This is a genomic window from Streptomyces kurssanovii (assembly GCF_040677245.1).
Lineage (GTDB): Bacteria > Actinomycetota > Actinomycetes > Streptomycetales > Streptomycetaceae > Streptomyces > Streptomyces kurssanovii.
On sequence record NZ_JBFAQK010000009.1, the window covers coordinates 30,196 to 53,744 of the forward strand.

The 23,549-nt window shown below is 71.6% G+C and carries 23 protein-coding genes; 15 read left to right on the top strand and 8 right to left on the bottom strand.

The features are described 5' to 3' along the window. Positions 1-74: 74 nt before the first annotated feature. The 6 genes from AB0K36_RS09765 to AB0K36_RS09790 all read right to left on the bottom strand — a co-directional run bounded on the left by AB0K36_RS09765 (position 75) and on the right by AB0K36_RS09790 (position 6,441). Positions 75-722, bottom strand: coding sequence for a class I SAM-dependent methyltransferase (locus AB0K36_RS09765; RefSeq protein WP_364590767.1), 648 nt, complete (start codon positions 720-722; stop codon positions 75-77). Next, the gene (locus AB0K36_RS09770; RefSeq protein ID WP_364590770.1) at positions 719-1,369 is read right to left on the bottom strand and encodes a TIGR04282 family arsenosugar biosynthesis glycosyltransferase; all 651 of its coding nucleotides are present in this window, start codon (positions 1,367-1,369) and stop codon (positions 719-721) included. Before AB0K36_RS09770 ends, AB0K36_RS09765 begins: the two co-directional genes overlap by 4 nt. Further along, positions 1,366-2,052 carry a glycosyltransferase family 2 protein gene (locus AB0K36_RS09775; RefSeq protein WP_364590773.1) on the bottom strand — a complete coding sequence of 229 codons (687 nt, stop codon included), beginning with the start codon at positions 2,050-2,052 and terminating at the stop codon, positions 1,366-1,368. The genes AB0K36_RS09770 and AB0K36_RS09775 overlap by 4 nt, the downstream gene beginning before the upstream one ends. Then, complete coding sequence (locus AB0K36_RS09780; RefSeq protein ID WP_364590776.1) at positions 2,046-3,113, bottom strand: NAD-dependent epimerase/dehydratase family protein; 1,068 nt, start codon at positions 3,111-3,113, stop codon at positions 2,046-2,048. The genes AB0K36_RS09775 and AB0K36_RS09780 overlap by 7 nt, the downstream gene beginning before the upstream one ends. 102 nt (positions 3,114-3,215) lie before the next feature. Continuing rightward, the gene (locus AB0K36_RS09785; protein ID WP_364590779.1) at positions 3,216-4,562 is read right to left on the bottom strand and encodes a 6-phospho-beta-glucosidase; all 1,347 of its coding nucleotides are present in this window, start codon (positions 4,560-4,562) and stop codon (positions 3,216-3,218) included. 88 nt (positions 4,563-4,650) lie between these two features. Continuing rightward, entirely contained in the window at positions 4,651-6,441 is a 1,791-nt protein-coding gene (locus AB0K36_RS09790; RefSeq protein ID WP_364590782.1) for a hydroxysqualene dehydroxylase, read from the bottom strand. A gap of 115 nt (positions 6,442-6,556) precedes the next feature. On the opposite strand from AB0K36_RS09790, the gene AB0K36_RS09795 reads away from it, so the two are divergent. Further along, positions 6,557-6,991 carry a YchJ family protein gene (locus tag AB0K36_RS09795; protein ID WP_364590785.1) on the top strand — a complete coding sequence of 145 codons (435 nt, stop codon included), beginning with the start codon at positions 6,557-6,559 and terminating at the stop codon, positions 6,989-6,991. 47 nt (positions 6,992-7,038) lie between these two features. Here the strand turns inward: AB0K36_RS09795 and AB0K36_RS09800 are convergent, their stop codons facing one another. Together AB0K36_RS09800 and AB0K36_RS09805 are read right to left on the bottom strand one after the other, a co-directional pair. After that, positions 7,039-7,296 (bottom strand): hypothetical protein, encoded by a 258-nt coding sequence (locus AB0K36_RS09800; RefSeq protein ID WP_159684097.1) that lies wholly within the window; start codon positions 7,294-7,296, stop codon positions 7,039-7,041. An 803-nt stretch (positions 7,297-8,099) separates the two neighbouring features. Then, positions 8,100-9,317 carry a PucR-like N-terminal domain-containing protein gene (locus AB0K36_RS09805; protein ID WP_364590788.1) on the bottom strand — a complete coding sequence of 406 codons (1,218 nt, stop codon included), beginning with the start codon at positions 9,315-9,317 and terminating at the stop codon, positions 8,100-8,102. A 510-nt stretch (positions 9,318-9,827) separates the two neighbouring features. On the opposite strand from AB0K36_RS09805, the gene AB0K36_RS09810 reads away from it, so the two are divergent. From AB0K36_RS09810 to AB0K36_RS09875, 14 genes are all read left to right on the top strand, one after another. Further along, positions 9,828-10,397 (top strand): PraA/PraB family alkane oxidation protein activator, encoded by a 570-nt coding sequence (locus tag AB0K36_RS09810; protein ID WP_364590791.1) that lies wholly within the window; start codon positions 9,828-9,830, stop codon positions 10,395-10,397. A gap of 122 nt (positions 10,398-10,519) precedes the next feature. Further along, complete coding sequence (locus tag AB0K36_RS09815; RefSeq protein ID WP_364590794.1) at positions 10,520-12,034, top strand: DUF6801 domain-containing protein; 1,515 nt, start codon at positions 10,520-10,522, stop codon at positions 12,032-12,034. A 236-nt stretch (positions 12,035-12,270) separates the two neighbouring features. Beyond that, positions 12,271-13,254, top strand: a complete 984-nt coding sequence (locus AB0K36_RS09820) for an ABC transporter ATP-binding protein (protein WP_364590797.1) — start codon at positions 12,271-12,273, stop codon at positions 13,252-13,254. Next, positions 13,251-14,096, top strand: coding sequence for an MlaE family ABC transporter permease (locus AB0K36_RS09825; protein WP_364590800.1), 846 nt, complete (start codon positions 13,251-13,253; stop codon positions 14,094-14,096). The genes AB0K36_RS09820 and AB0K36_RS09825 overlap by 4 nt, the downstream gene beginning before the upstream one ends. 3 nt (positions 14,097-14,099) lie before the next feature. Next, positions 14,100-14,903, top strand: coding sequence for an MlaE family ABC transporter permease (locus AB0K36_RS09830; RefSeq protein ID WP_364590803.1), 804 nt, complete (start codon positions 14,100-14,102; stop codon positions 14,901-14,903). After that, the gene (locus AB0K36_RS09835) at positions 14,900-16,138 is read left to right on the top strand and encodes an MCE family protein (protein ID WP_364590806.1); all 1,239 of its coding nucleotides are present in this window, start codon (positions 14,900-14,902) and stop codon (positions 16,136-16,138) included. Before AB0K36_RS09830 ends, AB0K36_RS09835 begins: the two co-directional genes overlap by 4 nt. Beyond that, positions 16,135-17,166 (top strand): MCE family protein, encoded by a 1,032-nt coding sequence (locus AB0K36_RS09840; protein WP_364590809.1) that lies wholly within the window; start codon positions 16,135-16,137, stop codon positions 17,164-17,166. Before AB0K36_RS09835 ends, AB0K36_RS09840 begins: the two co-directional genes overlap by 4 nt. After that, positions 17,163-18,206 carry an MCE family protein gene (locus AB0K36_RS09845; protein ID WP_364590812.1) on the top strand — a complete coding sequence of 348 codons (1,044 nt, stop codon included), beginning with the start codon at positions 17,163-17,165 and terminating at the stop codon, positions 18,204-18,206. Before AB0K36_RS09840 ends, AB0K36_RS09845 begins: the two co-directional genes overlap by 4 nt. Continuing rightward, entirely contained in the window at positions 18,203-19,312 is a 1,110-nt protein-coding gene (locus tag AB0K36_RS09850) for an MCE family protein (RefSeq protein WP_364590815.1), read from the top strand. Before AB0K36_RS09845 ends, AB0K36_RS09850 begins: the two co-directional genes overlap by 4 nt. A 128-nt stretch (positions 19,313-19,440) precedes the next feature. Then, positions 19,441-20,529 (top strand): MCE family protein, encoded by a 1,089-nt coding sequence (locus AB0K36_RS09855; protein WP_364591088.1) that lies wholly within the window; start codon positions 19,441-19,443, stop codon positions 20,527-20,529. Then, positions 20,529-21,803 carry an MCE family protein gene (locus AB0K36_RS09860; protein WP_364590818.1) on the top strand — a complete coding sequence of 425 codons (1,275 nt, stop codon included), beginning with the start codon at positions 20,529-20,531 and terminating at the stop codon, positions 21,801-21,803. Before AB0K36_RS09855 ends, AB0K36_RS09860 begins: the two co-directional genes overlap by 1 nt. Continuing rightward, on the top strand, positions 21,800-22,291 hold the full coding sequence (locus AB0K36_RS09865; protein WP_364590821.1) for a hypothetical protein: 492 nt from the start codon (positions 21,800-21,802) through the stop codon (positions 22,289-22,291). The genes AB0K36_RS09860 and AB0K36_RS09865 overlap by 4 nt, the downstream gene beginning before the upstream one ends. 28 nt (positions 22,292-22,319) lie before the next feature. After that, positions 22,320-22,928, top strand: coding sequence for a hypothetical protein (locus tag AB0K36_RS09870; RefSeq protein WP_364590824.1), 609 nt, complete (start codon positions 22,320-22,322; stop codon positions 22,926-22,928). A gap of 83 nt (positions 22,929-23,011) precedes the next feature. Beyond that, positions 23,012-23,539: an Rv1363c family protein gene (locus tag AB0K36_RS09875; RefSeq protein ID WP_364590827.1), complete on the top strand. Its 528-nt coding sequence runs from the start codon at positions 23,012-23,014 to the stop codon at positions 23,537-23,539. The last annotated feature ends 10 nt before the right edge of the window (positions 23,540-23,549 follow it).

Genomic DNA, 23,549 nt, shown 5'->3' on the forward strand with positions numbered 1-23,549 from the left:
CCGGTTGGGGAAGTAGGGGTACCCCCACTTCCGCCAGGCCGGGGGAGAGGGCAGGGGATCGCCCGCCGCAGGCGCTACGCCCCTCGTCGCAGCGCCACGAACCGTCGCCCCCCGGCCGCCGACCACACGTCCTCCAGCACCCACCCCACCCCCCGCCCGTACCGCAGCAGCGCCTCCGTGCCCACCCGGGCCCAGGGGAACGCGGAGCCCTCCGCCGTCGTGCCGTCGAAGACCTGGACCACGGTGCGTTCGTCCACGTCGAGCGGCGCGGCCTCGGCGATCAACAGGCCGCCGGGCCTCACGAGTTCGGCCACCCGGGACAGCAGCGCGCGCGGGTCGCCGCCGATGCCGGTGTTGCCGTCGATCAGCAGAGCCGTGTCCCAGTGGCCCTCCCGCGGCAGCGGGTCGAACACCGAGCGGAGCAGCGCGCTGCCGCCGATGCGTATCGTGCGGGCCACGGCCTCGGGGCTGATGTCGATGCCGAGCGCGGTCCGTCCGCGCGCGGCGAGCGCGGCGACCAGGCGGCCTGGGCCGCAGCCGATGTCCAGGACGGCGCCGTGGCTGTGGGAGAGGACCGTGCGGTCGGCGGCGTCGGGTTCCGCGCACCAGCGTTCGACCTCCAGGGGCAGCAGCCGGCCGTCGGGGCGGCGCAGGAACAGCGGTCCGCGGCCGGTGCGCAGGGCGTCCGTGTACGGGTCGGCCTGCCAGGGCGGCGCGGTCACCGCGCCCCCGCCCCGGATCCGGCCCCGGCCGTCGCGACCAGCGCGGCGGCGAACCGCGTGTGCGGCGCGGCGGCGGCCACCGCACGGGCGTCGTCGGGCGTGTCGACGTCCCGCAGCGTCGGCAGCTCACGCACCGTCAGTCCGGCTCCGACGAGCCGTTCCCGCTGTGCGGCGCCCGTGTCGGGAGACGACATGGGCACACCGCGCACGAGCCGGCCGTGCAGCGCGGGTGAGCCGAGACCGAGTGCCCAGAACCCGCCGTCGTCCGCCGGGCCGAACGCGGCTTCGCCGGGGCCCGGTTCCAGCCCGGTGGTGAGGAGGCTGGGGGAGACCTGTGGGGTGTCCATGCCGATCAGCAGGGCCGGCCCCTCGTCCCCGCACAGCGCGAAGGCGGCCGCGAGCCGCGCGTCGAGGCCGCCGCCGCACTGCGGCGCGACCTCGAGGCCCGGCGGCAGCCACGCCCCCGGTTCGCCGTCGAGCACCAGGATCCGCCGCCGGGCGGGGGTGGCGAGGACCGCGTCGAGGGTGTCCCGCAGCGCTGCCTCGGCGAGCGCGGCGGCCTCCTTCGGGGTGTAGGCGGGAGTGAGCCGTGTCTTGACCCGGCCGGGCACCGGCGCCTTCGCGATCACCAGCAGGGTGCCGTTCATCGTGTGCCGCCGTTCACCAGGGACCGCGGCTGTTCCGCCAGTACGGCGCTCATGTCCCGTACGGCGTGCCAGGTGCCCCGCCAGGTGCCCGTCACCTTGGACTTCCCCGATCTCGGCAGGTAGGGGACGTCGACCTCCGTCACCCGCAGCCCCGTATCGCAGGCACGGACCACCATTTGGAGGGGGTAGCCGCTGCGGCGGTCGGTCAGGTCGAGGGCCAGCAGGTCGGTGCGGCGCCCGGCCCGCATGGGGCCGAGGTCACGCAGTCGCAGGCCGGTGCGCCGGCGCAGCATGCGGGACAGTGCGGCGTTGCCGGCCCGCGCGTGTGCGGGCCACACCCCACGCTGCCGCGGTCGCCGCCGCCCCAGCACCAGGTCCGAGTCGCCGTCCGCGATCCGCCGGACGAACCCGGTGAGCAGTCCCGGGTCGAGCGACGCGTCGCAGTCGCAGAAGCACACGTACTCGGCCTGCGCCGCCCGCAGCCCCGCATGGCAGGCGGAACCGAAGCCACGCCGGGGCTCGTGGACGACGACGGCGCCGAGCGCACGGGCGATCTCGGCGGAGCCGTCCGTCGAGCCGTTGTCGACGACGATCGCCCGCCAGCCGGCCGGGATGCGGGACAGCACCCAGGGAAGTGCCTCCGCCTCGTCGAGACAGGGCAGGACCACGTCGGCGGTCAGCATGCCGCATCCTCCGGTCCGCCCGCGGCGAACTCGGCCATGCCCTCGTCGAAGCCGACGCGAGGTTTCCAGCCCAGTTCGGCGCGCAGCCGTGCCGAGTCGGCGGTGATGTGCCGTACGTCGCCGAGCCTGAACTCGCCGGTGACGACCGGCTCGGGCCCGCCGTGCGCGGCGGCCAGCGCGGCCGCCGTCTCCCCGACCGTGTGCGGGGTGCCGCTCCCGGTGTTGTACGCGGTGAGCACTCCCGGCGCCCGCCCGTGGACCGCCTCCAGGGCGACGGCGTTCGCCTCCGCCACGTCCCGCACATGGACGAAGTCCCTGCGCTGGCCGCCGTCCTCGAAGACCCGGGGTGCCTCGCCGCGTTCGAGCGCCGACCGGAAGAAGGCGGCGACGCCCGCGTAGGGGGTGTCGCGCGGCATCCCGGGGCCGTACACGTTGTGGTAGCGCAGGGCGACGGCGCGTCCGCCCGTCGATCTGGCCCAGGCCGCCGCCAGGTGTTCCTGCGCCAGCTTCGTCGTGGCGTACACGTTCCGCGGGTCGACGGGCGCGTCCTCGCCGACGAGACCGGGGACGAGCGCGTCGCCACACGTGGGGCACAGCGGCTCGAACCGGCCGGCCTCGAGATCGGCCGCGGCGCGCGGACCGGGCCGTACCCGGCCGTGCCGGACGCAGTCGTAGCGGCCCTCGCCGTAGACGACCATCGACCCGGCGAGCACCAGGTCGGCGACGCCCGCGTCGGCCATCGCGGCGAGCAGCACGGCCGTGCCGTGGTCGTTGCAGCTGACGTAGTCGGGGGCGTCGGAGAAGTCGGTGCCGAGGCCGACCATCGCCGCCTGGTGGCAGACGGCGTCCACGCCGCGCAGTGCGTCGGCCACCGCCGCCGGGTCCCGCACGTCCGCGTGGATCCACGCACCGCCGGGCGGCAGGGGCGGCCGGGGGCGGGCCGCGGAACGGGACGCGGGGAGCAGGGCGTCGAGGACCACCGGGTCGTGGCCCCGCGCCGTGAGCGCCGTGACGATCTGCGAGCCGATGAAGCCCGCGCCACCTGTGACTAGTACACGCATGCTGCGACGCTACGGCGCGCGGACCCGCGGATCGCGGGTCCGCGCCGTGCCGTCACAGGTACGTAAGGAGTGCACTGCTCCGGTCAGGTGCCCCGCTCCGCCTTATGGGGCTGTCAGGTACGCCAGCCCCGGATGCGCGGCCCGGTAGCCGTCGAGGAGGCGGCGGGCCACGCTCACCGAGTCGACCAGCGGATGCAGCGCGAAGGCCTTCACCGCCCCCGCCCGCGAACCGCTCTCGGCCGCGGCGAGCACCTCCCGTTCGACCGCCTTGACCGCGGTGACGAGCCCGACCGCGTGGTACGGCAGGGGGTCGACGCTCACGGGGTGGGCGCCGCCGGCGTCGACCAGGCAGGGGACCTCGATGACGGCGTCGGCGTCCAGTACGGAAAGGGTGCCGCGGTTGCGGACGTTGAGGATCAGCGTGGCGCGCTCGTCGCGGGCGACGGCCCGCATCAGGGCGAGCGCCACCTTCTCGTAGCCGCCGGACTCCAGGTCGTCCTCGTCGCGTTCGCCGACGCCCGCCGCGTCCCGGTTGGCGGCCATGTACGTGGCCTCCCGCTCGGCGAGCGTGCGGTGCCAGGCTTTCAGGGCCGGCGTCTCGGGGCGCTGCATCTCCGTGTAGAAGCGGGCTTGTTGGCGGCCGAGGAACGCGCCCCGGGTCTGCTCGGCCTCCGTGTAGGCGCGCACCGTCTCGCGGTTGAAGTAGTAGTAGTGCAGGTACTCGTTGGGCACCGCTCCCAGCGACCGCAGCCACTCCGGCCCGAAGAGCCTGCCTTCCTCGAAGGAGGCGAGGGCGTCGTCGTCGGCGAGCAGCCGCGGCAGGTGGTCGCGTCCGCCGACGCGCAGTCCGCGCAGCCAGCCGAGGTGGTTGAGGCCCACGTAGTCGATCCAGGCGTTCGCGGGGTCGGCGCCCAGCACCTTGGCCACCCGCCTGCCGAGCCCCACGGGCGAGTCGCAGATCCCGATGACCCGGTCGCCGAGGACACGGCTCATCGCCTCGGTGACCAGGCCGGCCGGGTTGGTGAAGTTGATGACCCACGCGTCCGGGGCGAGCGTGGCGATCCGGCGGGCGATGCCCACGGCCACGGGCACGGTGCGCAGCCCGTAGGCGATGCCGCCCGCGCCGACGGTCTCCTGGCCGAGCACGCCTTCGGCGAGGGCGACGCGCTCGTCCGCCGCCCGGCCCTCCAGCCCGCCGACCCGGATGGCGGAGAAGACGAAGTCCGCGCCGCGCACGGCCTCGTCGAGGTCCAGGGTCACGTCGACCTCGGGTGCGTCCGGGTGCCCGGCCGCCTGTTCGGCGAGCACTCGGGACACCGCGTCCAGCCGGCCGCCGTCCACGTCGTGCAGGGTGACGCGGGTGACCCGGCCCTCTCCTTGATCGCCGAGCAGTGCCCCGTACACCAGAGGGACCCGGAATCCGCCGCCGCCGAGAATGGTGAGCTTCATGCCCGTACGCTACTCGGCGGCCGCGGGCGGGCCCGTCGTGCGGGACGGACGGTCGGGCGAGGCCGGACGCGTCCGGGCCGAGGGGGCGTCAGCCGAGGTCGAACGCGTTGGGCAGGCCGAGCCGGTGGCGGGTGCGGTCGTGCCGCTTGAAGGGCTCCGTCTCCGGTGCACGGAACAGCGGTGTGATCGTGCAGCGCGGCGCGGTGGAGCCGGCGTTGTCCAGCAGGGCGTTGACGGCGGCGCGGGCGGAGGCGTTCGCGCCCTCCATGGTCGCGAGGTCGATGTCGACCGAGACGTAGTCGCCGGCGAGGAAGAAGTTCGGGATCCGGGTCGCCGCCTGCGGGCGGTTGTGGAACGTCCCCACCGGGTGGATGAGGAGTTCGTCGTCGTTGGTGGGGTGCGGGGTGCCGAGCCCGTCGACGCCGGGATCGAGGAACCAGGAGTGCAGGGCACTGTCCTTGAGGACCACCTTGCCGGTGTCGTTCAGCGCCGCCTTCAGCTGCGCCCACACCTCCTTGGCGACCTCGGTGCGGGTGCACTGCTTCGCGGTCCTGCCGTACAGGATGCCGGGCCGGTCCCATTCGGAGACGTCCACCGACAGGCAGTCCACGGCCACACCGTCGCCGTAGTCGGCCGGGAAGTCGCGGCCGGGCCAGTGCGCGGCCTGCTGGATCGCGGTCAGCGCCCACGGTGAGTCGATGCAGTTGAGGTGCCCGTGCAGCAGCGGGGCGCGCTCGGTCAGATAGAACTGGATGCCGGTCATCCAGTCGGTCCGCAGCTTGTCGCAGCGCGCGAGCTGCGGGTCGGCGGCGCGCAGCGCGGGTCCCCAGGTGCGCCGGGCGTGTTCCACCGGCATCGCGGAGATGTAGTGGTCGGCGGTCACCGACTCGTGCCCGCCCTGGGGGTTCTCGATCACGGCCGCGGTGACCCGTCCGGCGGCGTACTTCACCTCCCGCACGGTCCAGCCGACCTTGAACTCCACGCCGAGGGACCGCAGATGGGTCACCCACGGGTCGATCCAGGCCTCGTTGGTGGGGGCGTCGAGGATACGGTCGAGCGGGCCGTCGGCGCCGCGGCCCAGCGCGTTGAGGACGAAGGCCTCGAGCAGGGTGGCGACGGTGCGGGTGCTGGCCTCCTCAGCCTTGGTCGCGACGATGTTGCGGGTGAGCCCGACGGCGAGGATGCGCTGATAGTCGTAGCTCATCTCCTCCGCCCTGATGAACTCCCACCAGGGCGTGGCCTCCCAGGTCCGGTCGCGGCGCTCGTCGCAGCTGGTGAGGAAGACGATCACGCGGTTCACGAAGTACGCGGTCTCGTGGAACGGGATGCCGAGGGCCGTGTCCACCATCGCGGTCAGGGCGCGGCGGATGTCGTCGAGGGTGAGGCCGGGCGGCCGGTGGCCGGGCCAGGGGAGCGGGATGCGCAGGTCCTCACGGCCGGTGCGGCTGAACGACATCTCGGCCGGCGCGACCAGGTTGTCCCGGACGCCGCCCGGCTTTCCCGGGAAGGGGATGCGGCGCATGGTGTCGGGCAGGTTGTGATAGATCCCGGGGATGAAGCGGAAGCCGTGCTCTGCGGGCAGGGGTCTGCGGCCGCCCTTGGCGCTGCCGGGTACGTCCATGCTGCGGGCCTTGCCGCCGAGCGCCCGGCGCTCGTAGACCGTGACCCGTAACCCGCGCTCGGCGAGTTCATGAGCCGCTGTCAGCCCGGCGACACCGCCGCCGAGGACGGCGACGGAGGGTGCCGGCGCGGCGGTCGCGGTCCCGGTGGCCGAGGCGGTCGCGAGTGCCGCGGTACCGCCCACGGCCGCGGCTCCCGCGATGAACGTGCGTCGTGAGGTAGGCCGTGAGGTACGTCGTGACGTGCCGGAACGATCCATCCGAAGCCCCTTACCGACGGTAACTTTCGCATCCGGCGCTGGAGCATACGGAGGTCCCTCACGACTCGGAAGCCACGCGTGCGCCGCCTTTGCTCAATGGCTGGAAAATGAAGCCATGGCCCGACGAACCAAACACACCAGAGGCACCACGCCCCCCACCCTCACCGCCGAGTCGCCCTGCCCCTGCGGGCTGCCCGCCCCGTACGGGGAGTGCTGCGGCCGGTTCCACAGCGGGGAGGGGGCCGCGCCCACGGCCGAGCTGCTGATGCGCTCCCGCTACAGCGCCTTCGTCGCCCATGACGCGGCGTACCTGCTGCGCACCTGGCACTCGTCGACCAGGCCCCGGCACCTCGAGCTGGACCCGGGCATGCAGTGGACCTCGCTCGAGATCGTCGCCACCACGGACGGCAGCGCCTTCCACTCGAAAGGCACCGTGACGTTCCGCGCCCGCTACCGCCACCACGGCAAACGGGGCGAGCTGCACGAGCACAGCAACTTCGAGCGCGAGAACGGCGCTTGGGTCTACGTCGACGGCACGTTCATCGAGTGAGCCGCCGGACCGAGTGAGGCCGCCGGATCGAGTGGGGCCGCCGGCGGTCAGCGGTGCCGGCGCGGCATGACCGTGAGCCGGGGGTCGTACGCGGCCAGCACCTTGTTGGCCCGCGCGAGCGTGGCGAGCGCGTGCTCCCGGTCCGCCCGGTCCTCCGCGCACAGCGGCCCGCGGAACAGGCTCACCTCGCGCGCCGCGCACTCGGCGTCGATCTCCGCCTGGAGGATGTGGACCGGCATGCAGGACCCGATCAGCGCCGCGACGCGGTCGGGGATCGGCACCGGGACGAGGGGGGAGGCGGTCACGTGAAGTCCTTCTTTACCGTACGGGTCGCCCCGTGATCTCTCGTTACGCGGGAGTGAGTCGACCGCGTCCCGGCGGAGCCGCTCAGAGGGGACGAGGGCGCCGTACGAGAGGCGCGCACCGCACCTTTCGCCCGGCCGTCCGTCCCCAGCGGCACCGCCGACATACCTTACGCGAACGCCGCCGAAGCACCCGAATCGGCGGCCTTGCGGCGCAAAAAGGACGCCATGCGGCCGATATCCGGGCCGCTGGAGCCGAAAGCGCAGCTCAAGTGGGTGAAACGGCGAGCGGGTCGATCATCGCGGGGCTGCGCAGAGCCCGGCGCGTCGCCACGCCGCGCCGGTCCGGTGACGGGCGCGGCGTGCGCCCTCCTGCGGTCGGGGCCGTCGGCGGCCGTCCCCTGTCGATCTACGCCGCCTCCTTCGCGGCCCGGAGGCCCGGCGGTCAGCGAGGCAAAAGTGCAGGTCAGGCCTTCGCGGTTCTGGCTCGGAGCGTCCTGCCCGCCGCCGGGCCCGGCGGGAGGGCGGACCTGCCGGACCCCGCCCGGCCGCTGTGCCGCGTGCCCGAGGGTGACACTGGACACACTCGGCCGGGACGCCCCCGGCGAGGAGATCGTCCGGCCTGACGGACCCTCCCGTGTCCCGTCGCTTGTGACGGACGCCCGGTGATCGCCCCGCGTGGACGGTACGTCCTTGTCGCCTTCGACGATCAGGGACGCGCCGCCCACGGCGGGCATGGACCGGTGGTGCGGTTTGCGGTCCGGAACAGTCGCGGAGACGCCGTTCACGGAGCGGGGGCACGGGTCTCAGCGGGCGCCGCCGTCGCGGCGCTCCCGCAGATGCAGCGCGCGCAGCACGCCCTCGGTCGCGAACCGGCTCTCTGGGTCGGTGAGCTGATCACCGAAGATGGATTCGAGATTGCGCAACCGGTAGCGGACGGTCTGCGGGTGGACATCGAGCAGCTCACCCATCCGGGCGGCGGTGCCACGGGTGTCCAGCCAGATCCTCAGGGTCTCGATCAGCCGGTTCCGGCGGGTGGGCGTCAGCCCGGCGAGGGGGGCGAGTTCGCGCTCCGCCAGCTGGTTCAGCAGGGCGGGGTCCGACAGCAGCCACAGGGTGAGCATGTGGTCGGAGCAGAAGGTGAGTGGGGCGTCGTCCACGACACCCGAGTCGATGAAGTCGAGGAGGCGGCGGGCCCATCGGATGGAGTCCGCGGCCTCGGCGGTCGGTACGGTCAGTCCCACGGTGGCCCGGTGGCCGGTCAGCGCGTGTTCCAGCGTGTGTCTTCGCTGGTCGTCGACCGGTCCCGGGACGAGTAAGTGCGGGTGCGGTCCGCCGAGTTCGGAGAGGACATCGTTGTCGAGCTCCGTTCCGGCCAAATCCGGGGACGTGCGCAGGGCGACGAGCGTGACCTTCTCGGGGAGCGGCCACCCCGCCTGCTCGGACAGTTCCGCGATCGCGGAGCGCGGCACGGGCGGCCCCGCCATGATCAGGTGCAGCAGCCTGCGCCGGACGGTCGCGTCCTGCTCGACCGTTCTCGCCTGCACCTCCAGATAGCCCTCCCTGGTGAGCGCCTCGAGCTCGTCCACATAGGCGAAGAGGGCGTCGGCGAAGCTCAGCATCAGGGTGGGGGAGAGGTTGTAGCGCCGGCCGATCCGCTTGGCGCGGCGCAGGGCCACGCGGGCACCGAGCCGGTAGGCCCCGTGGAGGGAGTCCAGGCTGCGGCCCTCGTACGCCTCGAACCGGCCGAAGCGGCGCAGCATCTCGTCGCGCAGCGGTGACGGCGTCGAAGGGGACGCCACCTGGTCGACGAAGACGGAGATGTTCTGTTCGACGCCGATCTGGATGGCCTGCCCGTACGGGCCCTTCAGTAATCGCCCGTACTCGGGGTAGGCACGGGTCACCTCGATGCCGATCTCCTGGATCAGGCTGGGCAGTTCGGGCCTGATGATGGCGGCGAACTCCTGTGGCAGCGGCCCGAGCGGCTCTCCGGCGTCCGACGGCTGGGTGGTCGTTCTCGGCATGGTTGTCCCCTCGATCTCCGGGTGTCCGGTGGGGGTGGGGGCTGTGGGGGAAGCGCTCCCACGGACCGACAGGCGTGACGACTTCGTGGGTGCTGAACATAGTCCAGCGCGGAGCGCCTGCACAGCGGTCGGCACGGGGCGGCATGTGCGCGGCCACGGGGCGGCGTGGGCGCGAAGCGGCCGGGGGAGCGGGCGGCGCGCCGCGAGGGGAGTGCTCACTTCCGGACAAGAATCCGCGGCGGCCTGTGGCGCCGGCGACAAGAAAATACCGGCTGGTAGCGGCATTGCGGGAATCTGCCGAACCAGTATTGCGCCTCTGGTTACCCGCTCGTAGCGTTCACTTCGGAAAGATGCACGACCGGGTGGCCATGAGAATTCGACCCGCGTTCCAGAACTGAGCCGCAACGCTTTTCGGCCCGTCCGCCAGGGCCGAAAAAGGTCCATCAGGCAAGCCCATCCCCCTGAAGGGAACTACCCGTGCGAAGAATTGCCAGAATTGCCAGAAACGCCATGATCGCCACGGCGGCGCTCACCGCCGCACTCGGCATGACGGTGACGCAGGCCTCGGCCACGTCACTGGTCACCTGGACGGTCACCCCCGGTGGAGCGTTCACCGCCGTCGCGACCAACCCCACCCTCACGGTGCCCGCCGCCACGCTGGACTGCGCCTCGTCCAACGCCTCGGGTTCGCTCGTCTCCGGCTCCGGCAACGCCGGCGAAGGCATCGGCACCATCGCCAGTCTGACGTTCGAGGACTGCTCGGTCATCGGCATCCCGTTCGACGTCACCAGCAAGAACTTCCCGTGGAGCCTGAACGCCACCGGCGTCAGCGCGGTGCCGAACGCGGTCGACGGCTCGATCACCGGCGTGGACGCGAGCATCAGCGGCTCCGGCTGCACCGCCGACTTCGCCGGCACGGTCACCGGCCACTACAAGAACGACACCAAGCAGCTGGTGATCAACGGCGGCAGCCTGGTCGCCTCCAATGCCGACTGTCTCGGCCTGATCAACGACGGTGACGAAGCGCTGTACGAGGCCGTCTACGCGGTCTCGGGCGGCCACACGATCTCCCCGGACTGACCCCCCGGCAGCCGCGGGCGCGCCCCGTGACCCGGTCCGGCCGGGCACGGGGTACCCGCGGCGGATCTCCGAGCGGATCGATTTCCCCGGCAATAAAGCCGAAACGAGTCAATGGGGGCACCATGACGGGCGTTGTAAAACGTCCTCCTCGCATTTCCCGTGTCGCCTTTCTCGGCGCCACGGGATTGGTCGCGGGAATTCTGGCAGGTCCCGGTTCTGCCGCCCGGGCGCAGGACACCGAGGTGACCGGGGCGTACGAGTGCGGTTTCCCGTCGGGTACGCATACCGTGACCGCCGAGATCACCGGCGCGTTTCCCGACGCGGGCGTGGTGAACCGGCCCGTCCGGCCCGGTGAGGCGTCCGTACGGCTGACGATCGGGCCGGCCGCGCTCGACGGCGTGCTGCCCGAGGGCACGACAGCCGTCGCCGGCGCCGCCGATCTCACCGTGCTGGTCGCGCAGAAAGGGCGTTCTGCCGAGGCCCGTTGGGGAGCTCTGGCCGCACCGGCCGTCCCCGTACCCGACGGCTCGGGAGACCTGGTCCTCGAACACAGCGGCGCCGTCCCCTCCGTGACCGTCACCGCCCCCGGCGACATCACCTTCACCGCGGCCGCCATGAAGCTGGAACTGCGGCCGCGGACGGACGAGGAGACGCAGCCGGCGGCGCTTGCCCCCATCGACTGCCGGCCGGCCGAAGGACAGGACGCCCTCCTGGCGACCGTTCCCGTGCCCGTACCCGGCGGCACCCGTCCCGACCCCTCGCGGGAGCCGGACCCCGCTGCGTCCCCCACCGCCGAGGAGCCCGTGCGGCCGGAGGACATCGCCGTAGAACCCTCCCCGTCCGACCCGGGAAGCCCCTGCCCGACGGAGAAGCCCGCCGGCGCGATCGACGAGAGCTTCGTGCCCCAGCCCCCGCCCGGCGGCGAACCTCCCCGCGTCACGATCCTGCCCGGCAGGCTCGGCTGCGCGTACGCCGTCGGTTTCGCCAACGTCGAGAAGCTCGGCGGCGCGATGATCGTCAACGACCCTTCCGACGCTCCACGGCTCATCAACGTGCTGGCCGTCACCCGGTCGGTGTCCCGCCCGGGCACCCGGCCCGGCGGCAGCTACTTCCGCGCCGACTCCTACGGCGAACTCCCGCTGCCGGACGCCACATCGACCTTCCTCACCTTCGGGTTCCAGCCCGTCACCGCGAAGGTCGAGTTCACCAACGGTCCCGTCACCATCTCCACCGGAACCATCGGCTCGCCGCCCAACAGGATCAACTTCGCCCAGGCGGGCTTCTACCAGTCGCTGCGCGTCCACGACGTCGAGGTCAACGGCACACCGCTGGACGTCGGCCCCGCCTGCCGGACGGCACGCCCCTACCGGGTGGTCCTGCACGGCAAGTTCCCCGACTACGAGAACGTCTTCAAGGGCGGGCCGATGCGAGGCACCGTGACGATCCCCGAGTTCTCCGGCTGCGGTACGGGCGGTGAGGACCTCGACCAGTTGTTCAGCGCGTCACTGTCCGGGCCGGACAACCTGATCGCCATGAGGCAGGGCCCGCTGTGCATCCCGAACAGCCCGAACAACGAATGCCCGCCCACGATTCCACCGCTCCCCGGCCAGGAGGCCCAGGACCCGTCCTCCCCGTGACCGCGTCCCGCATCGCCCGGGCGCGGCCGGGCCGGCGCCCGTACGCACCCGGGGACAAGGTTTCCCCGCCGCGTTGTCATGACGTGACAAACCACCGAGTTCGGCCTGAATGCGCTGGTCACAGCCATTGCCCCGGCTGCGTACCCGAACGTAACGTGCGGGCGCCCGGTGCACTTCCGCCACTTTCGACACCTGTGTGCAGCCCGCTGCCCACGGACCACCGAACGGGAGGTGAAATGGGAATCGAGGTAGTCGTCGAAGGCCTCACCAAGTCCTTCGGCAAACAGAACATCTGGCAGGACGTCACGCTCACCCTCCCCGCCGGAGAAGTCAGCGTCATGCTCGGACCCTCGGGAACGGGGAAGACCGTCTTCCTCAAATCCCTCATCGGACTGCTCAAACCGGAACGCGGCCGCGTCCTCATCGACGGCGTCGACATGGTGGGCAGCCCCGAACGCGACATCTACGAGACGCGCAAACTGTTCGGCCTGATGTTCCAGGACGGCGCGCTCTTCGGGTCGATGACGCTCTTCGACAACATCGCCTTCCCCTTGCGTGAGCACACCCGCAAGAAGGAGTCCGAGATCCGGCGCATCGTGATGGAGCGCATCGAGGTCGTCGGGCTCCTCGGCGCCGAGGGCAAACTCCCCGGCGAGATATCCGGGGGCATGCGCAAACGCGCCGGGCTCGCCCGCGCCCTGGTCCTCGACCCCCAGATCATCCTCTGCGACGAGCCCGACTCCGGTCTCGACCCCGTGCGCACGGCCTACCTCTCGCAGCTGCTGATCGACCTCAACGCGCAGATCGACGCCACGATGCTGATCGTCACCCACAATCTCGACATCGCGGCCACCGTTCCCGACAACATGGGCATGCTCTTCCGCCGCAACCTCGTCACCTTCGGACCCCGCGAAGTGCTGCTGACCAGCGAGGAACCGGTCGTCGCCCAGTTCCTCGGCGGGCGGCGCGAAGGCCCCATCGGGATGTCGGAGGAGAAGGACGCCGCCACCCTCGCGAGAGAGCAGCTGTCCGGCGGCGACCACGCCGGACAGCCGCGGACCGTCGTCCCCCAGCTGGAACCCTCACCCGGTATGCCCGTCCGCCAGGGTGCGCTGCGCCGCAGGGAACGGGTGCTCGGCATGATGGCCCAACTGCCGGAGGCGGCCCGCACCGCGATCATGCGGAGCTACAGCCCCGCCGGCGGCGGAGTCACCGGATGACCGCCCCGCTGCCGGTGCGGCCACCCGCACCGCCCGACGACAGGGCAGCCGGCGTCCCGGCGGCGAGACAGCCCTCGAAGCTGCTCGCGCCCCTGCGCGAGACGGGCAAGCTGTTCGCGCTCGCCGCCGCGGTGACCCGGGCGATCTTCCGCCGGCCGTTCCAACTGCGCGAGTTCATCGAGCAGTTCTGGTTCCTGGCCAGTGTCACCATCCTCCCGGCCGCCCTCGTGTCCATCCCGTTCGGCGCGGTCATCGCCCTCCAGGTCGGCTCGCTCACCCAGCAGCTCGGCGCCCAGTCGTTCACCGGCGGCGCCAGCGTCCTCGCCGTCATCCAGCAGGCGAGCCCGCTGATCGTCGCCCTGCTGATCGCCGGCGCCGGCGGCTCGGCGATCTGCGCCGACCTCGGCTCCCGCAAGATCCGCGAGGAGCTCGACGCCATGGAGGTCATGGGCGTCTCGCCGATCCAGCGCCTGGTCGTGCCGCGGGTGCTGGCCACCATGCTGGTCGCCGTACTCCTCAACGGCATGGTCTCCGTCGTCGGCACCCTCGGCGGATACTTCTTCAACGTGATCATGCAGGGCGGCACCCCCGGCGCTTACCTCGCCAGCTTCTCCGCCCTCGCGCAACTGCCCGACCTCTACATCAGCGAGCTCAAGGCCCTGATCTTCGGCTTCATCGCGGGCATCGTCGCCGCCTACCGCGGACTCAACCCCCGCGGCGGCCCCAAGGGCGTCGGCGACGCGGTCAACCAGTCCGTCGTCATCACCTTCATGCTGCTGTTCTTCGTGAACATGGTCCTCACGGCGATCTATCTCCAGATCGTCCCCCCGAAGGGGGGCTGAGCGATGTCCGTGCTCGGACGGCTGGACCGCGGCGGTGACCAGCTCATCTTCTACGTACGGGCCCTCCTGTGGATACCGAAGACCCTGCGCAGCTATCTGCGCGAGGTCCAACGGCTCCTCGCCGAGGTCGCGTTCGGCAGCGGCGGGCTCGGCGTCATCGGCGGCACCATCGGCGTGATGATCGCCATGACCCTGTTCACCGGCACCGTCGTCGGACTCCAGGGGTACGCGGCCCTCAACCAGATCGGCACCTCGGCCTTCACCGGCTTCGTCTCCGCCTACTTCAACACCCGGGAGATCGCGCCGCTCGTCGCCGGCCTCGCACTCTCCGCCACGGTCGGCGCCGGATTCACCGCCCAGCTCGGCGCGATGCGCATCAACGAGGAGGTCGACGCGCTCGAGGCGATGGGCGTGCGGTCCATGCCGTACCTCGTCACCACCCGCATCATCGCCGGCGTCGTGGCCATCATCCCGCTGTACGCGATCGGACTGCTCAGCTCCTACCTCGCCTCCCGCTGGGTCACCGTGCTGTTCAACGGCCAGTCCGCGGGCACCTACGACCACTACTTCGCTCTCTTCCTCTCCCCGGACGACGTCCTGCTGTCGATCCTCAAAGTGCTGATCTTCAGCGTGATGGTGATCCTCGCGCACTGCTACTACGGCTTCCGCGCCTCGGGCGGCCCCGCCGGTGTGGGCGTGGCCGTCGGCCGCTCCGTACGCAACGCCATCGTGCTCATCAGCATCACCGACTTCTTCCTCTCGCTCGCCATCTGGGGCGCGACCACGACGGTGAAGGTGGCCGGATGACCGCGCACACGGCAAGAAGACGGCTCGCGGGCGTGGCCTTCCTGCTCGTGCCCGTGCTGCTGATCTGGCTCTCGGTGGCCGTCTACGACAAGAAGTTCACCGACGACGCCACCGTCACCGTCCTCACCGGAGCGGCCGGCAACGAGATGCACCGGGGCGCCGAGGTCAAACTGCGCGGCGTCGTCATCGGGGAGGTCCGCGACATCCGGGCCGACGGCACCGGAGCCCGGCTGACCCTCGCCGTCGACCGGGACGAACTCCGGCGGGTGCCCGCCGACGTCACCGCGCAGATGCTGCCGACGACCCTCTTCGGAGAGCGCTTCGTCGCCCTCGTGCCGCCCGCCCGCGACTCCTCCGCACGCACGCTCGGCGCGGGGGACACCATCACCCAGGACCGCTCGAGCAACGCCGTCGAACTGGAACAGGTCCTCGAAAACGTGCTCCCGCTGCTGACCGCCGTCAAGCCGGAGAAGCTCTCCGCCACCCTCACCGCCGTCTCCCAGGCACTCCAGGGCCGCGGCGACCAGCTCGGCGAAACGCTCGTCACCCTCGAGGGCCACCTGAAGAAGCTCAACCCGCAACTCCCGGTGCTCAACCGGGACATCGCCCACCTGGTGAAGGTGAGCCATCTCTACGCGGACGCCGCGCCCGACGTGCTCCAGGCGCTCACCGACTTCACCACCACCAGTGGCACCATCGCCGACCAGCAGGCACAGCTCGCGGGACTCTACGGCTCGGCCACCACCTCGGCGCAGGACCTCACCTCCTTCCTGCGGAAGAACCGGCACAACCTGATCCGGCTGGCCGCCGCCGGCCGGCCCACCCTCGAACTGCTCGCCGCGTACTCGTCCTCCTTCCCGTGCACCCTGCGCACCCTCGCCGGGTTCGTACCCGCCATGGACAAGGCCCTCGGCAAGGGCACCGACGAGCCGGGGCTCCATGTGGACGTGACCGCCGTGCGCTCACTGGGAAAGTACGTGCCCGGCAGGGACGCCCCGGTCTACGACAGCGGCGGCGGACCGCACTGCTACGCCGTCCCCTACACCGGCAGGCCCGCCCCCTCAGCGGCGCCGGCGGCCGCGGAGAGCCTCGGCCTGCCCAACTCGCCGCAGGAGAACCGGCTCGTCAACGAACTGATGGCGCCGGAGCTGAAGAGGACCCCTGACAAGCTGCCCGACTGGAGCAGCGTGCTGACCGGCCCCGTCTACCGCGGTGCGGAGGTGACGCTCAAGTGAAACGCCGCTCTCTCGCGGGACCGCTGGTCAAGTCCCTCGCGTTCATCGTGGTGACCGTCCTCGCCACCACCGCCCTCGCCTTCGGTATCGCCAACACCTCGGTCGGCGAGACGTCCTCCTACAAGGCGCGCTTCACCGACGCGACGGGGCTCGTCACCGGCGACAGCGTGCGCATCGCGGGGGTCAAGGTCGGCCAGATCGAGTCGGTGAAGGTCGTCGAGCGCCGGATCGCCGAGGTCGCCTTCACCGTCCAGAAGGGCCGCACGCTGCCCGCCTCGGTCACCGCGTCGATCAAGTACCTCAACATGGTCGGGCAGCGCTACATCGACCTCGACCAGGGGACGGGGCCGGTCGGCCGCGTCTTCGCCGCGGGCAGCACCATCCCGCTGGAGCGCACCACCCCCGCCCTCGACCTCACCCAGCTGTTCAACGGCTTCCAGCCGCTGTTCGAAGGCCTGTCGCCCGGTGAGATCAACGACCTCGCCGGCTCCATCGTCCAGGTGCTCCAAGGAGAGGGCGGCACCGTCGACAGCATCCTGCGGCACGTCGGCTCGCTGACCGGCACCGTCGCCGCGAAGGACAAGGTCATCGGCGAGGTCGTCAAGAACCTCAACACCGTCCTGAAGACCGTCAACGACCGCGAGGCCGGCTTCGACGAACTCGTGGTCACCCTCCAGAAGCTGGTCAGCGGATTCTCCGGCGACCGCAAACCTCTCGGGGAGGCCGTCGCGGCCATGGCAGACCTCACCACCGTCACCGCCGACCTCCTGAAGGACGGCCGGCAACCCCTCAAGAAGGACATCGCGGAGCTGGGCCGCCTGTCCCGGGAGCTGGACAAGGGCTCGCCCCGCGTCGAGGAGTTCCTTCAGCGGACTCCCGCCAAGATGCAGGCCATCACCCGCCTGGCCTCCTACGGATCGTGGCTGAACCTCTACCTCTGCGAAGCGAAGGTCAGGGACGTCGCCACGTGGGACGGCAGCCCGCCGCCCACCGGCATCGGGATCACCGAGTCGAGGTGTCGCGGATGAAAAGCTTCCGCTTCCGCCCGCGGTCGGTGGAGGAACGCAGCCCCGTCGCCGTCGCCCTCGTCGGCCTGCTCGTCCTCGCCCTGCTCGGCATCACCGCGTACAAGGCGGACGCCCTGCCCTTCGTCGGCGGCGGCACCACCTACAGAGCCGACTTCACGGAGGCGGCCGGGCTCGACGAGGGCGACGAGGTGCGCATCGCCGGCGTCAAGGTCGGCGAAGTCACCGCTGTGGCCCTTGCCGGGGCCAGGGTCAGGGTCGACTTCTCGGTGAAGGACGCCTGGATCGGCAACTCCAGCACCGTGGCCATCGCCATCAAGACCCTCCTCGGCGACAAGTACCTCGCCGTCGACCCGCTCGGCACCCGCACCCAGGACCCCGCCGAACCCATCCCCAGCAGCCGCACCACCTCCCCGTTCGACGTCACCCAGGCCTTCAACGGGCTCGGCGAGACCATCGGGAAGATCGACACGGAGAAACTCGCCGAGAGCTTCCGGACGATCACCGACACGTTCAAGGACTCCCCGCCGAACGTCCGCAACGCGGCGACCGGGCTCTCCGCCCTGTCGAGATCCGTGTCCGAACGAGACGCGCAGCTCGCCGAACTGCTCAAAGGCAGCAAGCAGCTCACCAAGACCCTCGACGGGAAGAAGAGCAGCTTCGAGCTGCTGCTCGAGGACGGCAACGACCTCCTCGGCGAGATCAGGGCCCGGCGCGACGCCATCCACGCGCTGCTCACCGGCACCAAGAGCCTCGGCATCCAGCTCGGCGGAGTCGTCCAGGACAACAAACGGCAGCTGAAACCGACCCTCGACGCGCTCGGCAAGGTCACCGCCGTCCTGCTGCAGAACCGGAAGCAGCTCGACCGGACCCTCGCCCTCGCCGGGCCGTACTACCGGCTCGTCGGCAACACCCTCGGAAACGGGCGCTGGTTCGACACCTACGTCTGCGGCCTCGTCCCCAAGAACTACCTCCCGGCCGGCACACCACCGGCCACCGGCTGCATGCCCCCGAAGCCGACCGCGAAGGGCGGAGGATCGTGAACCTCAAGCGCATCGTGGGCATCGGCGCGGGCCTCGCCGTCGTGGCCGTCGCCGGGACGTCCGGGGCCATGGCCCTGAAGGAAGCAGGAACGACCCGCATCACCGCCTACTTCGAACGGGCCACCGGCGTCTACGAAGGATCCGACCTGCGCGTCCTCGGAGTGAAGGTCGGCACCGTGGACAGCGTGCGGCCCGAGGGCGACCGGGTGAGGGTCACCCTGCTGCTCGACGAGGACGTCCCCGTCCCGAAGGACGCGCACGCCGTCGTCGTGGCACCGAGCGTCGTCGCCGACCGCTACATCCAGCTCGCCCCCGCGTACACCGGCGGCGAACGGATCCAGGACGGCGCCGTGCTTCCCGCCGAGAGGAACGCGATGCCCCTCGAGGTCGACCAGCTGTACGCGTCGATCACCGAACTCAGCACGGCCCTCGGCCCCGACGGAGCCAACGCCGACGGCGCGCTCGCCGGCCTCCTCGACACCGGCGCGGCCAACCTCGAGGGCAACGGCAAGGCCATCGGCGACTCCATCGAGCAGTTCGGCAAGGCCGCCAAGACACTCGACGGCAGCAGCGGCGACCTGTTCGCCACCCTCTCCTACCTCCAGTCCTTCACCGCCATGCTGAAGAAGAACGACGGCAACGTCGCCAAGGCGGAGAAGCAACTGGCCTCCGTCACCGGGTTCCTGGCCGACGACAAGGAGAACCTGGGCGCCGCGCTCAAGGAACTCGGCACGGCGCTCGGCCAGGTGAAGGGCTTCATCCAGGACAACCGCGGCAGCCTGAAGAAGAACGTCGACGCGCTCGTACCGCTGACCCGGACCCTGGTCGACCAGCGGGCGTCCCTCGCCGAGGCCATGGACACCGCCCCGCTCGCCGCCGGCAACGCGCTGAACGCCTACGACCCGGTGAACCGCACCCTCAACGGCCGGGCCGACATCAACGAACTCAGCTACGGCCCCGAGATCACCGTCCCGCCCGACACCGTGTCCACGGCCGGACTCGTGCCGGTGGACGGCTCACGGCGCGAGGCGCTGCCCGCCCTGCCGCTGCCGCCGGTCGGCACGGTCTACGGCACCCCCGAGAACCGGAAGGGGGACTCCCGTTGAACCGCGCCCGAACCGTCCGGACCGGCACGGTCGCCGGCCCCGCTGCCGCCCGCCCCGCTGACGCCCCGCCCGCCGCTGCCCGTCCCGCCGACGCGCGAGCCCGCCGGCATGGCGCCGCCGTCCTCGCGCTGACGCTCGGCCTCACCCTGTCGGCGGCCGGCTGCTCGGTGCCCGAGTTCTCCGGCATCGAGCAACTGCCCCTGCCCGGCGGGGCCGACCTCGGCAGCGACCCGTACGAGATCACCGCCGAGTTCGCCGATGTGCTCAGCCTCGTCCCCCAGTCGTCGGTGAAGGTGAACGACGTCGCCGTCGGCCGGGTCACCAAGATCACGCTCAACCGGGACGACTGGTCCGCGAAGGTCACCATGAGGGTCGCCGGAGACGTGAAGCTGCCCGCCAACGCCTACGCCCACCTGGAACAGTCCAGCCTCCTCGGCGAGAAGTACATCCAGCTCACCCCGCCCGCCAAGGCCGCGGCCGCACAGGGCGCCCTCGCCGACGGCGCCGCCATCCCGATGAGCCGCACCAACCGCAACCCCGAGGTGGAAGAGGTCTTCGGCGCTCTGTCGCTGCTGCTCAACGGCGGCGGCGTCAACCAGATCAAGACCATCGCCACCGAGCTCAACAAGGCGATCGGCGGCCGTGAACCGAAGGTCCGCTCCCTGCTGAAGCGACTCGACACGCTCGTCACCAGCCTCGACGACAACAAGGAGAACATCACCGCCGCCCTCGACGGGGTGAACCGGCTCGCCGCCACCCTCGCCACCCGCAAACAGCAGGTCGGCACCGTCCTCACCGGTCTGAGCCCGGGGCTGAAGGTGCTGGAGGAACAGCGCGGTTCGCTGCTCACGATGCTGCGGGCGCTGGGCACCCTGTCCACGGTCGCCGTCGACACCATCGACAAGTCCAAGGCCGACACCATCGCGAGCCTCAAAGCCCTCGCGCCGACCCTCAAGGCGCTCGCCGACTCCGGCCAGGACCTGCCCGACTCCCTCCAGGTGCTGCTCACCTACCCGTTCACCGACGAGGTGCTGCGCGGCGTGAAGGGCGACTACCTCAACGTCTACCTCGATGTGACGGCCGCACCCGGCACGACGATCATCCCCGAGTTCGTGCCCGACGACGAGGAGCCGGCCGCCGCGCGGACCAGGGGCACCGCGCCCCTGCCGCTCCCCGCGGTCACCGGCACCACCGGGCAGGGCGGAGGGACCCGCTGATGATCACGACCGCCATCCGCCTGAAGAACGTCGCGTTCCTGGTCATCGCCGTCCTGGTCCTGGGCTTCGTGGGCGTCCGCTACGCCGACCTCGGCCACCTCGTCGGCATGCGCGACCACTACACCGTCAAGGTCGAACTGGCACAGACCGGAGGCCTGTTCACCCACTCCAACGTGACCTACCGGGGAGTGTCCGTCGGACGGGTCGGCGACATCGAGCTCACTCCGGACGGCGTCGAGGCCGAGTTGCGGATCAAGGACGACGCCCCGCGCATCCCCGCCGACCTCGAAGCGGTCGTCGCCAACCTCTCGGCCGTCGGAGAGCAGTACATCGACCTGCGGCCCGCGAGCGACGACGCCCCCTACCTGGAGGACGGCTCGGTCATCGCCCGCGCCTCCACCCGCCTGCCCGCACCCGTCACCGACGTCCTCACCGGCGTCGACGACCTCGCCTCCTCGGTCGACCTGGAGTCCCTGCGCACCGTCGTCGACGAGTTCGGCACGGCACTGAACGGCCGCGGCGACGACCTCCAGGTGCTGCTCGACAACGGCAACGAGTTCGTCGTCGCCGCCGACGAGGCACTGCCCGTCAACACCCGGCTGATGATCGAAGGGGAGACCGTACTACGCACCCAGATCGAACACGGCAGGGCGCTCAAGGACTTCGCGGGCGGCGCCAGGGAACTCGCGGCCAAACTGAAGGGCTCGGACACCGACCTGCGCGAGCTCATCGCCGCCGCACCCGGCGCCGCAGGACAGATCAGCGGACTGCTCCGCGACCTCGACCCGGCCTTCGGCGTCGTCGTGGCCAACCTCCTCACCACCGCCGAGGTCGCCGTCACCCGGCAGAACGGCATCGAGGAACTCCTGGTGAAACTGCCGGCTGTCGCCGCCGCCGGAGCCACCGCCGTCACCGGCGAGGGGGCACGGTTCGGCATGTCGGTCACCTTCTTCGAGCCGCTGCCGTGCACCGACGGATACGGCTCCACCGTCTACCGCAACGGCCTCGACACCTCGCCCGCCACGGCCGTCGACACCGCCGCGCGCTGCACCTCACCGCCCAGCAGCGGCAAGAACGTCCGCGGCAGCGCCAACGCGCCCACCGGCGGCCCGGTGCCCGATCCCGCACGGCCCGGCACCGCGTCATCGGCGTCCGGTACGGGCACCGGCGGCGGCGACAGAACGGCGACGCTGCCGGGGGCGCTCGGCCTGCCGCCGGTGACCGGCTCGGCCTCCGGCATGAGCGGTCTGCTGGGCCTGGAGGTCGCGCCATGAGGACAGGCGGAGCGGCGCTCGCCGCCCGGACCTCCGTCGTACTGGCCCTGCTGTTCTGCGCGTTCGGCGCCTGGAGCTGTACGCAGGCCGAGGGCGACGAGTCCCTGGCCTTCGCCGCCTCCCGCGACGCTGCCCTCCACGACGGGAAGCGGCACGTCGAGACCCTCACCGGCTTCGACGGCCGAAAGCCCGAAGCGGCGCTCCGGCGATGGCTGGACGCCTCCACCGGACCGCTGCGCGAGGAACTGCGGGAGGCGAAGACCAAGGCGGGCCCGACGGCGCGTGCCCGGATCACCGACGCGGCCCTGACCGTGCTGGACGACCGGACCGGTACCGCCGAGCTGATCGCCACCGTCGAGGTGGAGACGGACACGGCCGGCGGCGGGCCGCCGGACACCGAGCGCAAGCGTCTGGAAGCGACCTTGGCCCGCACCGCCGACGGCTGGAAGGTCCGGTCCCTGGCGGCGGTCCCGGTCGGCGGGGTGTGACATGCGAGGCGACGAGGCGGGAGCGGTCATGAGCACCAGCGAGGACGTCACCACGGCGGTGCCCGGGCCGGGCCACCGGCCCGCGCGGAACAGCGAACCTCCGGCCGGGCCGTCCGCCGGTGCCCGCCCGGCCGGACACCGCCGCTGGCGGGCCCCGGCGGTCGCCGCACTGGTGCTCGCGCTGCTGACCGGCGGGTCGCTGTTCCTGCTGAAGGCGGGGCAGCTGACCGGAGCCCCCTCCGCGGACAACCTGGCGCTCACCGACACCGAAGCCACCGCACGCGTCACCGGCGACGTCAGCAACGCGCTGACGTCCGTCTTCTCCTACACCCCCGGGGACACCGGAGCCACCCGAGAGGCGGCGCGCCAACTCCTCGCCGGCAAGGCGGCCCGCCAGTACGCGGAGCTGTTCGGCCAGGTCGAGAAGCGCGCCGCCGAACAGAAGCTCACGCTCACCACCCATGTCGTACGCGCCGGGGTGACCCGGCTGAACGGCAGCAGCGCACAGCTCCTGGTCTTCCTCGACCAGGTCTCCCAGCGGCAGGGCGGAGCACCCGCGACCGCCCCCGCCCAGCTGTCCGTCACGGCCGAACTCGGCGACGGGCACTGGCGGATCCTCGACATCACGTCCCGGTGACACCCGGGAGCGGCACGACAGCGGTGGACCCGGCAGCGGTGCACCCCGGCAGCGGTGCACCGACAGGGAAGGAAGAGGGGCACATGGCACGGACGACGAGGAACCCGGTGGTCGCGGCGGCTCTGGCGCTGACCGTCGTGGCGGCGGCGTTCGCCGGCTGGGGAGGCTGGTCCTGGTACGGGGCCGCGCACGACGACTCCCTGGCCTTCGCGCAGCAACGCGACGAGGCCCTGGCCGCCGGCCGGCAGGCCGTACAGAACATGAACACCCTCGACCACCGGGACCTCAAGGGCGGCCTCGACACCTGGGAGGACTCCGCCACCGGCGACCTCCACCGGCAACTCGTCGACGGCCGCCGCGAGTTCGAGCGGCAGATCCAGGAGGCGAAGACGGTCACCAGCGCCAAGGTGCTCTCAGCGGCGGTGACGGAACTCGACGACAGGGCCGGCCGCGCGAGCGTGATGGTCGCCCTGCGGATCACGGTGACCGCTCCCAAGGGCGAACCGGCCCGCAAGGAGAGCCGGATGCTCGGCGAGCTGACCCGCACACCGCAGGGATGGAAGCTCAGCGCGCTCGGTCAGGCACCCGTCGGCAACACCGCGGCCGAGTAACCACCGAGAG

What these genes read in the sequence shown, in the direction of transcription:
- AB0K36_RS09775 (WP_364590773.1), bottom strand. Translation starts at nt 2,052, where the DNA reads ATGCTGACCGCCGACGTGGTCCTGCCCTGTCTCGACGAGGCGGAGGCA.
- AB0K36_RS09865 (WP_364590821.1), top strand. Translation starts at nt 21,800, where the DNA reads ATGAGGACAGGCGGAGCGGCGCTCGCCGCCCGGACCTCCGTCGTACTG.
- AB0K36_RS09810 (WP_364590791.1), top strand. Translation starts at nt 9,828, where the DNA reads ATGATCGCCACGGCGGCGCTCACCGCCGCACTCGGCATGACGGTGACG.
- AB0K36_RS09805 (WP_364590788.1), bottom strand. Translation starts at nt 9,317, where the DNA reads ATGCCGAGAACGACCACCCAGCCGTCGGACGCCGGAGAGCCGCTCGGG.
- AB0K36_RS09835 (WP_364590806.1), top strand. Translation starts at nt 14,900, where the DNA reads ATGACCGCGCACACGGCAAGAAGACGGCTCGCGGGCGTGGCCTTCCTG.
- AB0K36_RS09830 (WP_364590803.1), top strand. Translation starts at nt 14,100, where the DNA reads ATGTCCGTGCTCGGACGGCTGGACCGCGGCGGTGACCAGCTCATCTTC.
- AB0K36_RS09860 (WP_364590818.1), top strand. Translation starts at nt 20,529, where the DNA reads ATGATCACGACCGCCATCCGCCTGAAGAACGTCGCGTTCCTGGTCATC.
- AB0K36_RS09825 (WP_364590800.1), top strand. Translation starts at nt 13,251, where the DNA reads ATGACCGCCCCGCTGCCGGTGCGGCCACCCGCACCGCCCGACGACAGG.
- AB0K36_RS09770 (WP_364590770.1), bottom strand. Translation starts at nt 1,369, where the DNA reads ATGAACGGCACCCTGCTGGTGATCGCGAAGGCGCCGGTGCCCGGCCGG.
- AB0K36_RS09845 (WP_364590812.1), top strand. Translation starts at nt 17,163, where the DNA reads ATGAAAAGCTTCCGCTTCCGCCCGCGGTCGGTGGAGGAACGCAGCCCC.
- AB0K36_RS09780 (WP_364590776.1), bottom strand. Translation starts at nt 3,113, where the DNA reads ATGCGTGTACTAGTCACAGGTGGCGCGGGCTTCATCGGCTCGCAGATC.
- AB0K36_RS09815 (WP_364590794.1), top strand. Translation starts at nt 10,520, where the DNA reads ATGACGGGCGTTGTAAAACGTCCTCCTCGCATTTCCCGTGTCGCCTTT.
- AB0K36_RS09785 (WP_364590779.1), bottom strand. Translation starts at nt 4,562, where the DNA reads ATGAAGCTCACCATTCTCGGCGGCGGCGGATTCCGGGTCCCTCTGGTG.
- AB0K36_RS09870 (WP_364590824.1), top strand. Translation starts at nt 22,320, where the DNA reads ATGAGCACCAGCGAGGACGTCACCACGGCGGTGCCCGGGCCGGGCCAC.
- AB0K36_RS09795 (WP_364590785.1), top strand. Translation starts at nt 6,557, where the DNA reads ATGGCCCGACGAACCAAACACACCAGAGGCACCACGCCCCCCACCCTC.
- AB0K36_RS09820 (WP_364590797.1), top strand. Translation starts at nt 12,271, where the DNA reads ATGGGAATCGAGGTAGTCGTCGAAGGCCTCACCAAGTCCTTCGGCAAA.
- AB0K36_RS09875 (WP_364590827.1), top strand. Translation starts at nt 23,012, where the DNA reads ATGGCACGGACGACGAGGAACCCGGTGGTCGCGGCGGCTCTGGCGCTG.
- AB0K36_RS09790 (WP_364590782.1), bottom strand. Translation starts at nt 6,441, where the DNA reads ATGGATCGTTCCGGCACGTCACGACGTACCTCACGGCCTACCTCACGA.